Source organism: Parahoeflea halophila, assembly GCF_900220985.1.
Lineage (GTDB): Bacteria > Pseudomonadota > Alphaproteobacteria > Rhizobiales > Rhizobiaceae > Hoeflea > Hoeflea halophila.
The window spans coordinates 38,794-51,621 of sequence record NZ_OCPC01000006.1; the positions used below are offsets into that span (position 1 = coordinate 38,794).

The 12,828-nt window shown below is 59.2% G+C and carries 24 protein-coding genes; all 24 read left to right on the forward strand.

Translation table 11 applies throughout. The features are described 5' to 3' along the window. Positions 1-56 precede the first annotated feature (56 nt). The 24 genes from rplC (at position 57) to rpsK (ending at position 12,733) form a co-directional block, all read left to right on the forward strand. Positions 57-761, forward strand: coding sequence for a 50S ribosomal protein L3 (rplC, locus tag CRO46_RS17460; RefSeq protein WP_097109088.1), 705 nt, complete (start codon positions 57-59; stop codon positions 759-761). After that, a complete protein-coding gene (rplD, locus tag CRO46_RS17465) occupies positions 761-1,381 on the forward strand; it encodes a 50S ribosomal protein L4 (protein ID WP_097109089.1) in 621 nt (206 codons plus the stop codon). Before rplC ends, rplD begins: the two co-directional genes overlap by 1 nt. Continuing rightward, positions 1,378-1,671, forward strand: coding sequence for a 50S ribosomal protein L23 (locus CRO46_RS17470; RefSeq protein ID WP_045648404.1), 294 nt, complete (start codon positions 1,378-1,380; stop codon positions 1,669-1,671). Before rplD ends, CRO46_RS17470 begins: the two co-directional genes overlap by 4 nt. Before the next feature lie 39 nt (positions 1,672-1,710). After that, positions 1,711-2,547: a 50S ribosomal protein L2 gene (gene rplB, locus CRO46_RS17475; protein WP_097109090.1), complete on the forward strand. Its 837-nt coding sequence runs from the start codon at positions 1,711-1,713 to the stop codon at positions 2,545-2,547. A 15-nt stretch (positions 2,548-2,562) separates the two neighbouring features. Next, positions 2,563-2,841 (forward strand): 30S ribosomal protein S19, encoded by a 279-nt coding sequence (gene rpsS, locus CRO46_RS17480; RefSeq protein ID WP_097109091.1) that lies wholly within the window; start codon positions 2,563-2,565, stop codon positions 2,839-2,841. A 2-nt stretch (positions 2,842-2,843) separates the two neighbouring features. Further along, the gene (rplV, locus tag CRO46_RS17485; RefSeq protein ID WP_097109092.1) at positions 2,844-3,233 is read left to right on the forward strand and encodes a 50S ribosomal protein L22; all 390 of its coding nucleotides are present in this window, start codon (positions 2,844-2,846) and stop codon (positions 3,231-3,233) included. Next, positions 3,233-3,937, forward strand: coding sequence for a 30S ribosomal protein S3 (gene rpsC / locus CRO46_RS17490; RefSeq protein WP_097109093.1), 705 nt, complete (start codon positions 3,233-3,235; stop codon positions 3,935-3,937). The genes rplV and rpsC overlap by 1 nt, the downstream gene beginning before the upstream one ends. Positions 3,938-3,972: 35 nt before the next feature. Next, positions 3,973-4,386, forward strand: coding sequence for a 50S ribosomal protein L16 (rplP, locus tag CRO46_RS17495; RefSeq protein WP_097109094.1), 414 nt, complete (start codon positions 3,973-3,975; stop codon positions 4,384-4,386). 11 nt (positions 4,387-4,397) lie between these two features. Then, positions 4,398-4,598 (forward strand): 50S ribosomal protein L29, encoded by a 201-nt coding sequence (rpmC, locus tag CRO46_RS17500; protein WP_097109095.1) that lies wholly within the window; start codon positions 4,398-4,400, stop codon positions 4,596-4,598. Positions 4,599-4,609: 11 nt separating this feature from the next. Continuing rightward, positions 4,610-4,849 (forward strand): 30S ribosomal protein S17, encoded by a 240-nt coding sequence (gene rpsQ / locus CRO46_RS17505; protein ID WP_097109096.1) that lies wholly within the window; start codon positions 4,610-4,612, stop codon positions 4,847-4,849. 235 nt (positions 4,850-5,084) lie between these two features. Next, positions 5,085-5,453, forward strand: coding sequence for a 50S ribosomal protein L14 (rplN, locus tag CRO46_RS17510; RefSeq protein ID WP_097109097.1), 369 nt, complete (start codon positions 5,085-5,087; stop codon positions 5,451-5,453). Between the two features lie 12 nt (positions 5,454-5,465). Continuing rightward, entirely contained in the window at positions 5,466-5,777 is a 312-nt protein-coding gene (gene rplX, locus CRO46_RS17515) for a 50S ribosomal protein L24 (RefSeq protein WP_097109098.1), read from the forward strand. Further along, positions 5,770-6,324, forward strand: a complete 555-nt coding sequence (rplE, locus tag CRO46_RS17520) for a 50S ribosomal protein L5 (RefSeq protein ID WP_097109099.1) — start codon at positions 5,770-5,772, stop codon at positions 6,322-6,324. The genes rplX and rplE overlap by 8 nt, the downstream gene beginning before the upstream one ends. Positions 6,325-6,356: 32 nt before the next feature. After that, positions 6,357-6,662, forward strand: a complete 306-nt coding sequence (gene rpsN / locus CRO46_RS17525; protein WP_097109100.1) for a 30S ribosomal protein S14 — start codon at positions 6,357-6,359, stop codon at positions 6,660-6,662. A gap of 12 nt (positions 6,663-6,674) precedes the next feature. Continuing rightward, entirely contained in the window at positions 6,675-7,073 is a 399-nt protein-coding gene (gene rpsH, locus CRO46_RS17530; protein WP_097109101.1) for a 30S ribosomal protein S8, read from the forward strand. Between the two features lie 38 nt (positions 7,074-7,111). After that, complete coding sequence (rplF, locus tag CRO46_RS17535; protein ID WP_097109102.1) at positions 7,112-7,645, forward strand: 50S ribosomal protein L6; 534 nt, start codon at positions 7,112-7,114, stop codon at positions 7,643-7,645. Between the two features lie 12 nt (positions 7,646-7,657). Then, complete coding sequence (gene rplR, locus CRO46_RS17540; protein WP_097109103.1) at positions 7,658-8,020, forward strand: 50S ribosomal protein L18; 363 nt, start codon at positions 7,658-7,660, stop codon at positions 8,018-8,020. A gap of 45 nt (positions 8,021-8,065) precedes the next feature. Further along, complete coding sequence (rpsE, locus tag CRO46_RS17545) at positions 8,066-8,626, forward strand: 30S ribosomal protein S5 (RefSeq protein ID WP_097109104.1); 561 nt, start codon at positions 8,066-8,068, stop codon at positions 8,624-8,626. A 38-nt stretch (positions 8,627-8,664) separates the two neighbouring features. Then, entirely contained in the window at positions 8,665-8,865 is a 201-nt protein-coding gene (gene rpmD / locus CRO46_RS17550) for a 50S ribosomal protein L30 (protein WP_097109105.1), read from the forward strand. Positions 8,866-8,881: 16 nt separating this feature from the next. After that, entirely contained in the window at positions 8,882-9,364 is a 483-nt protein-coding gene (gene rplO / locus CRO46_RS17555) for a 50S ribosomal protein L15 (RefSeq protein ID WP_097109106.1), read from the forward strand. A gap of 197 nt (positions 9,365-9,561) precedes the next feature. After that, positions 9,562-10,902: a preprotein translocase subunit SecY gene (gene secY / locus CRO46_RS17560; protein ID WP_097109383.1), complete on the forward strand. Its 1,341-nt coding sequence runs from the start codon at positions 9,562-9,564 to the stop codon at positions 10,900-10,902. Beyond that, positions 10,899-11,483 carry an adenylate kinase gene (locus tag CRO46_RS17565; RefSeq protein ID WP_097109107.1) on the forward strand — a complete coding sequence of 195 codons (585 nt, stop codon included), beginning with the start codon at positions 10,899-10,901 and terminating at the stop codon, positions 11,481-11,483. Before secY ends, CRO46_RS17565 begins: the two co-directional genes overlap by 4 nt. Before the next feature lie 351 nt (positions 11,484-11,834). Beyond that, a complete protein-coding gene (gene rpsM, locus CRO46_RS17570; protein ID WP_097109108.1) occupies positions 11,835-12,203 on the forward strand; it encodes a 30S ribosomal protein S13 in 369 nt (122 codons plus the stop codon). 140 nt (positions 12,204-12,343) lie between these two features. After that, positions 12,344-12,733, forward strand: coding sequence for a 30S ribosomal protein S11 (gene rpsK, locus CRO46_RS17575; RefSeq protein ID WP_097109109.1), 390 nt, complete (start codon positions 12,344-12,346; stop codon positions 12,731-12,733). Positions 12,734-12,828 lie beyond the last annotated feature (95 nt).

Below are 12,828 nucleotides of genomic sequence, written 5' to 3' on the forward strand. Positions count from 1 at the left end.
GAACGAGGCATGAAGGGGCAGGCCCCCGACAGGCTCATCTCAAGAGGAATGAACCGATGCGTTCAGGTGTGATTGCACAAAAACTGGGTATGACACGGGTCTACAATGACGCCGGTGATCATGTGCCCGTAACCGTCCTGCGGTTGGAAAACTGCCAGGTGGTGGCACAGCGTACGGAAGAGAAGAACGGCTACACCGCTGTTCAGCTCGGAGCCGGTGTTGCCAAGGTCAAGAATACGTCGAAGGCAATGCGCGGCAACTTCGCCATCGCCAATGTCGAACCCAAGGCCAAGCTCGTCGAGTTCCGCGTAAGCGCCGACAACTTGATCGATGTGGGCGCCGAGATCACTGCCGAGCACTTTGTTGCCGGTCAGCTGGTCGACGTCTCCGGCATCACCCAGGGTAAGGGCTTTGCCGGCCCCATGAAGCGCCACGGCTTCGGCGGTCTTCGCGCCACCCATGGTGTTTCGGTCTCGCACCGTTCCCACGGCTCGACCGGTTCCAACCAGGATCCGGGCAAGGTCTGGAAGGGCAAGAAGATGGCTGGTCACATGGGTCAAACCCGCGTCACCACGCAGAACCTCGAAATTGTTTCGACCGATGTTGATCGCGGCCTGATCCTGGTCAAGGGCGCGGTACCGGGCTCCAAGGGAACCTGGATCGTCGTTCGCGACGCCGTCAAGTCCGGCATCCCGGCTGATGCGCCTCTCCCTGCCGCGCTCCGCGCCGCAGCCAACGTATCGAATGAGGGAGCCGAATAATGGATCTCACCGTCACCACACTTGAGGGCAAGGACGCAGGAAAGATTTCGCTTTCCGACGCGATCTTCGGTCTCGACCCGCGCCAGGATCTGATCCAGCGCACCGTGCGCTGGCAGCTGGCCAAGAAGCAGCAGGGTGGTCACAAGACCCTCGGCCGTTCGGAAGTCGCTCGCACCGGCGCCAAGATGTTCAAGCAGAAGGGTACGGGCCGCGCCCGTCACCACGCTGCAAGCGCGCCGCAGTTCCGTGGCGGCGGCCGGGCCCATGGTCCGGTTGAGCGCAGCCACGCCCACGACCTGCCCAAGAAGGTCCGTGCACTGGCTCTGCGTCATGCGCTTTCGGCAAAGGCAATGACATCCGACATCATCGTCGTCGACAACCTGTCGGCTGCCGAGGCCAAGACCAAGGCCCTGACCGTTTCGCTGTCCAAGCTCGGTCTGACCAACGCTCTGTTCATCGGCGGTGCCGAGCTTGACCAGAACTTCCGCCTTGCGGCCAAGAACATTCCGAACGTGGATGTGCTGCCGGTCCAGGGCATCAACGTCTACGACATCCTGCGTCGCGGCAAGCTGGTCTTGTCCAAGGACGCGGTTGCTGCTCTGGAGGAGCGCTTCAAATGACGGATATTCGCCATTATGATGTGATCGTCTCTCCGGCGATCACCGAAAAGTCGACCATGGTGTCTGAACAGAACCAGGTTGTCTTCAATGTTGCCCGGCGTGCTTCCAAGCCTGAAATCAAGGCTGCTGTCGAAGCGCTGTTCGGTGTCAAGGTAACGGCTGTCAACACGCTTCTGCGCAAGGGTAAGACCAAGCGCTTCCGTGGCATCGCAGGTCGTCAGACCGACGTGAAAAAGGCGTATGTGACGCTTGCCGAAGGTCAGTCGATCGACGTCTCCACCGGTCTGTAAGGTCCGCGCGGAAACAAGCCCCCAAAAGGGAACAGGAAAATGGCACTGAAAAGTTACAATCCGACGACCCCGAGCCAGCGTCAGCTGGTCATCGTTGATCGTTCGGGTCTTCATCGCGGGAAGCCGGTCAAGTCCTTGACCCAGGGCCTCCACAGCAAGGGTGGCCGCAACAATGCAGGCCGGGTTACGGCCCAGTCGATTGGTGGTGGTCACAAGCGCACCTACCGCATGGTTGATTTCAAGCGTCGCAAGTTCGACGTTGAGGCCACCGTGGAGCGTATGGAATACGATCCCAACCGGACCGCATTCATCGCGCTCATCACCTATGCCGACGGCGAAAAGTCCTACATTCTCGCTCCGCAGCGTCTGACTGCCGGCGACAAGGTGATCTCGTCGGACAAGGCGGTCGACGTGAAGCCAGGCAATTGCATGCCGCTTCAGTTCATGCCGGTCGGTACGATCGTCCACAACATCGAGATGAAGCCTGCAAAGGGTGGCCAGATCGCCCGCTCGGCCGGCGGCTACGCCCAGCTGGTCGGTCGTGACCAGGGCATGGCAATCCTGCGCCTCAATTCGGGCGAACAGCGTCTGGTCCAGGGCTCCTGCCTTGCAACCGTCGGTGCGGTGTCGAACCCGGACCACGCCAACATCAATGACGGCAAGGCCGGTCGTTCGCGCTGGAAGGGCAAACGTCCGCATGTCCGCGGCGTAGCGATGAACCCGGTCGATCACCCGCACGGCGGCGGTGAAGGCCGTACCTCCGGTGGTCGTCACCCGGTGAGCCCGTGGGGCAAGCCGACCAAGGGCAAGCGTACACGTTCGAACAAGTCAACCGACAAGTTCATCATGCGCTCGCGCCACCAGCGTAAGAAGTAAGAGAGGAAGTCTCCAATGGCTCGTTCAGTTTGGAAAGGTCCGTTTGTTGACGGCTATCTTCTCAAGAAGGCTGAGAAGGTGCGCGAAGGCGGCCGCAACGAAGTAATCAAGACCTGGAGCCGCCGCTCCACCATCATGCCGCAGTTCGTCGGCCTGACATTCGGCGTTTACAACGGAAACAAACATATCCCGGTCAACGTCTCAGAAGAGATGGTCGGCCAGAAGTTTGGCGAATATTCCCCGACGCGGACCTATTATGGCCACGGCGCCGACAAGAAAGCGAAGAGGAAGTAATCATGGGCAAGGCAAAAACCGAACGCCGGCTCAAGACCAACGAAGCGCAGGCCGTCGCCCGCACTATTCGTATCAGCCCGCAGAAGCTTAACCTGGTTGCAGCTCTCATTCGCGGCAAGAAGGTTGATAAGGCGTTGGCCGAGCTTGAGTTTTCGCGCAAGCGGATCGCATCGACAGTCAAGAAGACGCTTGAATCCGCGATCGCGAACGCCGAAAACAACCACGATCTCGACGTTGATTCGCTGGTTGTCGCTGAGGCCTACGTTGGCAAGTCCATCGTCATGAAGCGCTTCCATGCTCGCGGCCGCGGCCGTTCTTCGCGGATCGAAAAGCCATTCTCTCACCTGACTATCGTGGTGCGTGAAGTGGAAGCCACAGAGGAGGCCGCATAATGGGTCAGAAAATCAATCCTATCGGTTTCCGCCTCGGCATTAACCGTACCTGGGACAGCCGCTGGTTTGCCGACAACGCCGAATATGGCAAGCTGCTTCACGAAGACCTGAAGATCCGCAAGTATCTTCTCGCCGAACTCAAGCAGGCCGGCATTTCCAAGGTTGTCATCGAACGCCCGCACAAGAAGTGCCGCGTGACCATCCACGCAGCCCGTCCCGGCCTGATCATCGGCAAGAAGGGTGCGGACATCGAGAAGCTGCGCCGCAAGCTCAGCGAGATGACCAACTCGGAAACGCACCTCAACATCGTTGAAGTCCGCAAGCCCGAAGTCGACGCGACGCTCGTTGCCCAGTCGATCGCCCAGCAGCTCGAGCGCCGTATCGCGTTCCGCCGCGCCATGAAGCGTTCGGTTCAGTCGGCCATGCGTCTTGGCGCCGAAGGCATCAAGATCACCTGCGGCGGCCGTCTCGGCGGTGCAGAAATCGCGCGTACCGAATGGTATCGTGAAGGCCGCGTTCCGCTTCACACGCTGCGCGCTGACATCGATTACGGCACAGCGGAAGCAAAGACCGCTTACGGTATTTGCGGCGTCAAGGTCTGGATCTTCAAGGGCGAAATTCTTGAGCATGATCCAATGGCGTCTGAACGTCGTGCCACTGAAGGCGACGCTTCTGGCGGCAATCGTCGGCGCGAAAACGCCTGATTTTGCGCCAGGCAGATAATTCGGAGAATTAAACAATGTTGCAGCCAAAGCGTACCAAGTACCGCAAGCAGTTCAAGGGCCGCATCAAGGGCGTCGCCAAGGGCGGCTCGGACTTGAATTTCGGTTCCTACGGCTTGAAGGCACAAGAACCTGATCGTGTGAATGCACGTCAGATCGAAGCAGCCCGCCGGGCCATCACGCGTCACATGAAGCGTGCCGGCCGCGTGTGGATCCGCATCTTCCCGGACGTTCCGGTCACATCGAAGCCTACCGAAGTCCGTATGGGTAAGGGCAAGGGTTCGGTTGACTACTGGGCTGCAAAGGTCAAGCCCGGCCGGATCATGTTCGAAATTGATGGCGTCAGCGAAGAGCTCGCCCGCGAAGCCCTGCGTCTCGGCGCAGCCAAGCTTTCGGTCAAGACCCGCTTCGTCCAGCGCATCGCAGAGTAAGGAGACGGATCATGAAAGCCGCTGAAGTTCGCGCCATGAGCGTCGACCAACTCAATGATGAGCTTGCCAAGCTGAAGAAAGAGCAGTTCAATCTGCGTTTCCAGGGCGCCACCGGCCAGCTCGAAAAGACATCGCGCGTACAGCAGGTACGCCGCGATATCGCACGCATCAAGACTATTGCCCGCCAGAAGGCGGCTGAAGCTAAGGCCTAAGGACCAAGATAATGCCAAAACGCATTCTGCAGGGCACTGTTGTCAGTGACAAGAACGAGAAGACCGTGGTTGTCCGGGTGGAACGCCGTTTCGCACATCCGGTCATGCGGAAGATTGTTCGTCGCACCAAGAACTACAAGGCGCATGACGAAAACAATCAGTACAAGGTGGGCGATGAGGTTTCCATCCAGGAATGCGCGCCCATTTCCAAGGACAAACGCTGGACTGTCGTCGAGGCCGTCCAGGCTTGAATGAATAGGTTTTGAGGCGAGGGCCCTTGCGCCCCGCCGAGAATCCTGTATGAAGCAGGCCATTGGCGCAGAACGCCCCGGTAACGGGCGTTCTTCTGCTTTCAGCGCACGGAAGGTCCCTTAGGGGAAACCACCCTGGCAATAACCTTTCCGCGCAAAAAAGAATTGATTCCCAAGCTGGTATAGGGGGCCTGTGAGCCCAACCGTGCCGGTAACAACAAGAAGGCGGCCTGATATGATTCAGATGCAGACAAACCTCGACGTCGCGGATAATTCCGGCGCTCGTCGTGTCATGTGCATCAAGGTTTTGGGCGGTTCCAAGCGGAAATATGCTTCTATCGGCGACGTTATCGTCGTCTCGATCAAGGAGGCAATTCCGCGCGGCCGCGTCAAGAAGGGTGATGTGATGAAGGCGGTTGTCGTTCGTACAGCCAAAGACATTCGCCGCGCCGACGGCAGCGTGATCCGTTTCGACGGCAATGCAGCTGTCCTGATCGACAACAAGAAAGAGCCGATCGGCACCCGTATCTTCGGACCGGTTCCGCGCGAATTGCGCGCCAAGAGCCACATGAAGATCATCTCGCTGGCTCCCGAAGTGCTGTAAGGAACGAAACCGATGCAAAAGATCCGCAAAGGCGACAAGGTCGTCGTTCTTACCGGCAAGGACAAGGGCCGTACTGGCGAAGTTCTTGCTGTGATGCCCAAGGAAGACCGTGCGGTTGTCCGTGGTCTCAACATGGTCAAGCGCCATCAGCGCCAGACCCAGACCCAGGAAGCCGGCATTATCAACAAGGAAGCCTCGCTTCACCTGTCCAACCTCGCAGTTGCCGACCCCAAGGACGGCAAGCCGACCCGCGTCGGGTTCCGCATCGAGGGTGAGAAAAAGGTGCGCGTCGCCAAGCGTTCGGGAGTGGTCATCGATGGCTGATAAGTACGAGCCGCGGCTCAAGAAGGAATATGTCGAGCGTATTCGCAAGGCCATGCAGGACCAGTTTGCCTATGCAAACGAAATGCAGATCCCGCGCCTCGACAAGATTGTCATCAACATGGGTGTTGGTGAAGCGACAGCCGATTCCAAGAAGCCTGCGGTTGCGGCTGAGGATCTCGCTGCGATTGCCGGTCAGAAGCCGGTCATCACCCGCGCCCGCAATTCGATTGCAGGCTTCAAGCTTCGTGAACAGATGCCGATTGGCGCCAAGGTCACGTTGCGCGGCGCTCGCATGTTTGAATTCATGGACCGTCTGATCACCATCGCGCTGCCGCGCGTTCGTGACTTTCGCGGACTGAACCCGAAGAGCTTTGACGGCCGTGGCAACTTCGCCATGGGCATCAAGGAGCACATCGTGTTTCCGGAGGTCAACTACGACAAGGTTGATCAGATCTGGGGCATGGACATCATCGTTTGTACGACGGCACCAACGGATGACGAAGCACGGGCTCTCTTGAAAGAGTTCAACTTCCCATTCCGCCAGTAATCGTAACGGCATTCGTAAAAAGGATATCTGATATGGCGAAAGTCAGCGCAATTCAAAAGAACCAGCGCCGCCGCAAACTGGTCGCTCGTGATGCGTCAAAGCGCGCAGAGCTGAAGGCGATCACCAAGAATCAGGAGCTTCCGATCGAGGAACGCTTCCGTGCAACCCTGAAGCTGGCCGAAATGCCGCGCAACGGGTCGAAGATTCGCGTTCGCAATCGTTGCGAAGTTACCGGCCGCCCGCGCGCTTATTACCGCAAGCTTGGCATGTCGCGTATCGCATTGCGTGAACTCGGGTCGCTGGCCAAGGTGCCAGGCCTGGTCAAGTCGAGCTGGTAAGGAGCACGCAATATGGCAATGACTGATCCTCTGGGTGATATGCTCACCCGCATCCGCAACGGCGTCGCTCGCCGCAAGTCTTCCGTATCGACTCCTGCCTCGAAGCTGCGCGCCCGCGTACTCGACGTGCTGCAGTCGGAAGGCTACATCCGCGGATACACCGAAGTCGCATACGACAACGGCAAGTCGGAACTGAGCATTGAGCTCAAGTACCATGAAGGCGCACCGGTGATCCGCGAGATCGCCCGCGTGTCCAAGCCGGGCCGTCGCGTGTACGTCTCCGTCAAGTCCATTCCGCAGGTCGCCAACGGTCTCGGCATCACGATCCTTTCGACTCCGAAGGGCGTTTTGGCTGATCATGTTGCGCGCGAGCACAATGTTGGTGGTGAGGTTCTCTGCTCGATCTTCTGATCGTGCAGAGCCTCCAACTCGAACAGACAGGTTGAACAATGTCTCGTATCGGTAAAAAACCCGTCCCAGTCCCCGCCGGCGTCACAGCGACGATCAACGGTCAGACTGTGGTCGCCAAGGGTCCAAAGGGCGAGTTGACTTTTGTTGCGAACGACGAAGTGTCGCTCAAGCTCGAAGACAACGCGATTTCGGTCACTCCCGTTGATAATTCCAAGGACGCGCGCTCCAAATGGGGCATGTCGCGCACCATGGTCGCCAACATCCTCACCGGTGTGAAGGACGGCTATGAGCGCAAGCTCGAGATCAACGGCGTCGGTTACCGCGCTGCCATGCAGGGCCAGAACCTGCAGCTGGCGCTTGGCTTCAGCCATGACGTCGTCTACCAGCCGCCCAAGGGCGTCAACATTGCTTGCCCGAAGCCGACGGAAATCGTTATCACCGGCATCGACAAGCAGGTGCTTGGCCAGGTTGCTGCTGAGATCCGTTCCTATCGGAGCCCGGAGCCCTACAAGGGCAAGGGCGTTAAGTATGCTGAAGAGCGGATTGTCCGCAAAGAAGGCAAGAAGAAGTAAGGAAGACGCGAAATGGCTAGCAGGAAACAATCCCTTACGCGTCGGTCCAACCGGGTCCGCCGCCAGATCAAAGCGGTGGCCAATGGCCGCCCACGCCTGTCGGTACATCGCTCGTCGAAGAACATTTATGTTCAGGTTATCGACGATGCTGCAGGCCGTACGCTTGCAGCGGCATCCACGCTTGACGCCGGCCTGCGCGCCGACCTCAAGACCGGTGCAGATGTTGCCGCAGCTGCAGCAGTTGGCAAGCTTGTTGCCGAGCGTGCTGTCAAGGCAGGCATCAAGGAAGTGGTCTTTGACCGTGGCGCATACATCTATCATGGCCGCATCAAGGCACTCGCTGAAGCAGCCCGCGAAGGCGGTCTGAACTTCTAAGTCAAACCAGCCGATTGATTCCGGAAAAGAATAAGGAACAGGACAATGGCCAAGGAAGGTCGCCGCGACAACCGCGGTAGAGAAGACGAGCGCGACAGCGAATTCGTCGACAAGCTCGTACACATCAACCGCGTTGCCAAGGTCGTCAAGGGCGGCCGTCGCTTCGGTTTCGCAGCCCTGGTGGTTGTCGGGGATCAGAAGGGCCGCGTCGGCTTCGGCCACGGCAAGGCACGCGAAGTGCCGGAAGCAATCCGCAAGGCGACAGAATCCGCCAAGCGCGATCTGATTTTCGTGCCGCTGCGCTCTGGCCGTACCCTGCACCACGACGTGCATGGCCGCCACGGCGCTGGCAAGGTGCTTCTGCGCGCCGCCAAGCCCGGTACCGGTATCATTGCCGGTGGCCCTATGCGTGCGGTCTTCGAAACGCTCGGAATGCAGGACGTTGTTGCAAAGTCGACGGGTACGTCGAACCCTTACAACATGATCCGCGCCACTTTCGACGCGCTCAAGAACCAGATGCACCCCAAGGACATCGCTTCGCAGCGCGGCTTGAAGTATTCCACGCTCCAGGAACGCCGCGGTGTCTCCGCCGGCGCCGAAGAGTAATCGGGCCTCCGCCTTTATCGTATTAGGGAGCCAAGACCATGGCTGACAATAAAAAGGGCAAGACGGTCACCGTCGAACAGATCGGCAGCCCGATTCGCCGTCCCAACGTTCAGCGCCAGACGCTGATCGGCCTGGGCCTCAACAAGATGCACCGCGTCCGGACCCTCGAGGACACGCCGTCCGTTCGTGGCATGATCCGCGCGGTCAGCCACCTCGTTCGCGTTGTCGACGAGAAGTGAGTGGGAGTGTACCGTCATGAAACTCAATGAGATCACCGACAACGAAGGTGCAAACAAGGACCGCAAGCGCGTAGGTCGCGGTATCGGTTCCGGTACCGGCAAGACCGGTGGGCGTGGTGTCAAGGGACAGAAGTCCCGTTCCGGCGTCTCCATCAACGGTTTTGAAGGCGGGCAGATGCCGATCTACCGCCGTCTGCCGAAGCGCGGCTTCAAGAACGTCTTCTCGACCGACTTCAATGTCGTTTCGGTCGGCCGCATTCAGGCAGCCGTCGATGCAGGCAAGCTCGACGGCAAGGCCACTGTTGACGCAGCAGCTCTCAAGGCTGCCGGCGTCATCCGCCGCGCCAAGGACGGTGTCCGCGTGCTTGCCGACGGCGAGCTGAAGGCCAAGCTGACCCTTGAAGTTGCAGGCGCTTCGCGCACCGCGATTGAAAAGGTCGAAAAGGCCGGCGGTACCATCAAGCTTCTCGCACCAGCCCCGGCTGCTGCTGAAGAATAATATTTTTGACCGCCCGGTGCTTCACATCGGGCGGTTTTCATCCCATATGGGATCAGCTGTCGCGGTAAGCCGCGGCGACTGGGGCAGGGGTCAGATACGGTAAGTCCGGTCGGGCCGCACGGTCCGGTGAAACCAACTCAGACCCTCCGGAGATGATCGGGTTCATCAGGCGCCGGATGGTCCGCGCGGAGAACGCAATGGCATCTGCAGCCGAACAACTCGCTTCCAATCTGAATTTCGGAGCTTTCGCCAAGGCGGAAGATCTCAAGAAGCGGATCTGGTTCACCCTTGGCGCGCTTCTGGTGTATCGCCTCGGGACCTACATTCCGCTCCCGGGTATCAATCCCGATGCGTTTGCCCAGGCTTTCGAGGGCCAGGCCGGCGGCATTCTCGGTCTCTTCAACATGTTTTCCGGCGGTGCCGTCGAGCGTATGGCAATTTTCGCGCTCGGCATCATGCCCTATATCTCCGCCTCGATTATCATCCAGTTGATGACCTCGGTCGTGCCCACGCTTGAGCAGCTCAAGAAAGAGGGCGAGCAGGGCCGCAAGATCATCAACCAGTACACCCGCTACGGCACCGTGCTTCTCGGTACCGTGCAGGCCTATGGCATCGCGGTCGGGCTCGAATCAGGCAACGGAATCGTCACCGATCCGGGCTGGTTCTTCCGTATTGCCACCGTCATCAGCCTTGTCGGCGGCACCATGTTCCTGATGTGGCTTGGTGAGCAGATCACTGCGCGCGGCATCGGCAACGGCATTTCGCTGATCATTTTCGCCGGTATCGTGGCAGCCCTGCCATCGGCTGTGGCAGGCACGCTGGAACTTGGCCGGACCGGGGCACTTTCGACCGGACTGATCATCGCCGTGATCGTCGTGGCCATCGCCGTGATTGCCTTCATCGTGTTCATCGAACGCGCCCAACGGCAATTGCTGATCCAGTATCCAAAGCGCCAGGTCGGCTCGCGGATGTTCCAGGGCGATACCTCGCACCTGCCGCTCAAGCTCAACACCGCAGGCGTCATTCCGCCGATCTTTGCCTCGTCGCTGCTGTTGCTGCCGGCCACCATTGCAGGCTTCTCCAATACACAGAACCTGCCGGGTTGGGCTTCGACCGTGTTGGCGTCTCTCGGTCACGGACAGCCGGCCTATATGGCGCTCTACGCCCTGATGATCGGCTTCTTCGCGTTTTTCTACACTGCGATCGTGTTCAATCCGAAGGACACGGCTGATAACCTCAAGCGCCACGGCGGTTTCATTCCGGGCATCCGTCCCGGCGAGCGGACTGCCGAGTATATTGACTTCGTGCTGACGCGAATCACCGTGATCGGCGCCATGTACCTGATCTTCGTTTGTCTCTTACCCGAATTCCTAATCGCGCAGACCGGCGTTCCGTTCTATTTGGGTGGTACGTCGCTTCTGATCGTCGTTTCGGTGACGCTCGACACGGTTGCGCAGATTCAGGGGCATCTTATTGCTCAGCAGTATGAAGGGCTGATCAAGAAGTCCAAACTTCGGGGAGGCAAGAAGGGACGATGAGACTTATTCTTTTGGGACCGCCAGGTGCGGGCAAGGGGACCCAGGCCCAGCGTCTGGTTGAAAAACACGGCATTCCGCAACTGTCGACCGGCGACATGTTGCGGGCCGCTGTGGCTGCCGGCACCGATGTCGGCAAACGCGCCAAGGCGGTAATGGATGCCGGTGAACTGGTCTCCGATGATATCGTCAATGCGATTGTGTCCGAGCGAATTGATCAGCCCGACTGTGCCCGTGGTTTCATCCTCGATGGTTACCCGCGCACCCTCGTTCAGGCCGATGCGGTTGAAGCCATGCTGGGCGCCAAGGGCATGAAGCTCGACACGGTGATTGAGCTGCTCGTCGACGACGAAGCGCTCGTGGGCCGCATCGTCAAGCGGGCCGAAGAGGCCGCCGCCGCCGGGCAGCCGGTGCGCAGGGACGATAACCCCGAGGTGTTCGAAGAACGCCTGCGCGAGTATTACAAGAAGACCGCGCCGCTGACCGGTTACTACTATGCCAAGGGTGCGCTACGCACAGTCGATGGCATGGCGAGCATTGATGCGGTCACGGAAGAAATCGAAGCCGTACTGGCCTCGTTGTGAACTGATTGAACAGTCGGATGGGCGGTTGGCTACGGCTTTGACCGCCCGTCTGGCAAGCGAAACGATGAATTAGCGAACGCGAAGAGCTTGACGAAAGCCTCCATGTTCCGTTAAGAGCAGCCTAACTCGCGACATCCAGGCGACCGGCACGTTCCCTCGAAGACTTGAGGCAACGGTTCTGGTCGCTTTTAGTGTGTCGGGTTGCATACTCCCCAGGATCCTCGCCATCCCTTTGGCTGAACGTCGAACCTGGTCAAGAGACTACCCCGCAAGGGCCGGCCTCCACCGGACGCGGGTCAACAATAACCCGCCGGCCAGATCAGATCTGTCCCGGCCCACATGGAGAAGCAAATGGCCCGCATAGCTGGCGTAAACATTCCGACAAACAAGCGCGTTGTGATCGCGCTGACCTACATCCACGGCATCGGCGCGAAGTTCGCTTCCGAAATCGTCGAGAAGGTTGGTATCCCGCTTGATCGCCGCGTCAATCAGCTTTCGGATGCAGAGATCCTGCAGATCCGTGAAACCATCGACCGCGACTACCAGGTTGAAGGCGACCTGCGCCGTGAGAACTCGATGAACATCAAGCGTCTGATGGACCTTGGCTGCTACCGCGGTCTTCGCCATCGTCGCGGCCTGCCGGTGCGTGGTCAGCGGACCCACACCAATGCCCGCACCCGCAAGGGTCCGGCCAAGGCGATTGCCGGCAAGAAAAAGTAATTGGGCTTCGCCTGAGGGGCGGTTCCGGATCAGGGGCGGTGGTTGGTGCAACCACCGCTTTGAAGTTTGGACTGCAGCCTGGGTGAACCCGGTGGAGCCGCTGGTGCTACGGCGGTGCTGATATCTCGAAAGGAAAAATCATGGCGAAAGAAGCCACACGCGTCAAAAAGCGCGAACGCAAGAATATTTCGACGGGCGTTGCGCACGTCAACTCGTCCTTCAACAACACGATGATCACCATCACCGACGCACAGGGAAATGCGATTTCCTGGTCGTCTGCCGGTTCGAAGGGCTTCAAGGGCTCGCGCAAGTCGACCCCTTTTGCAGCCCAGATGGCTGCTGAAGATGCTGCCAAGAAGGCGCAGGATCACGGCATGAAGACACTTGAAGTTGAAGTTTGCGGTCCCGGCTCGGGCCGTGAGTCCGCGCTTCGCGCGCTTCAGGCTGCAGGTCTGGTCATCACATCGATCCGTGATGTAACGCCGATTCCGCACAATGGTTGCCGTCCGCGCAAGAAGCGCCGGGTCTAACCGACTGCCGAATTTCAGCGGGTCCGGCTCTCCCGGCGCCCGTTTGATCCTCTTCTCACTTGGCCGCACGATTGGATAGTGCGGCAACAGGAAGG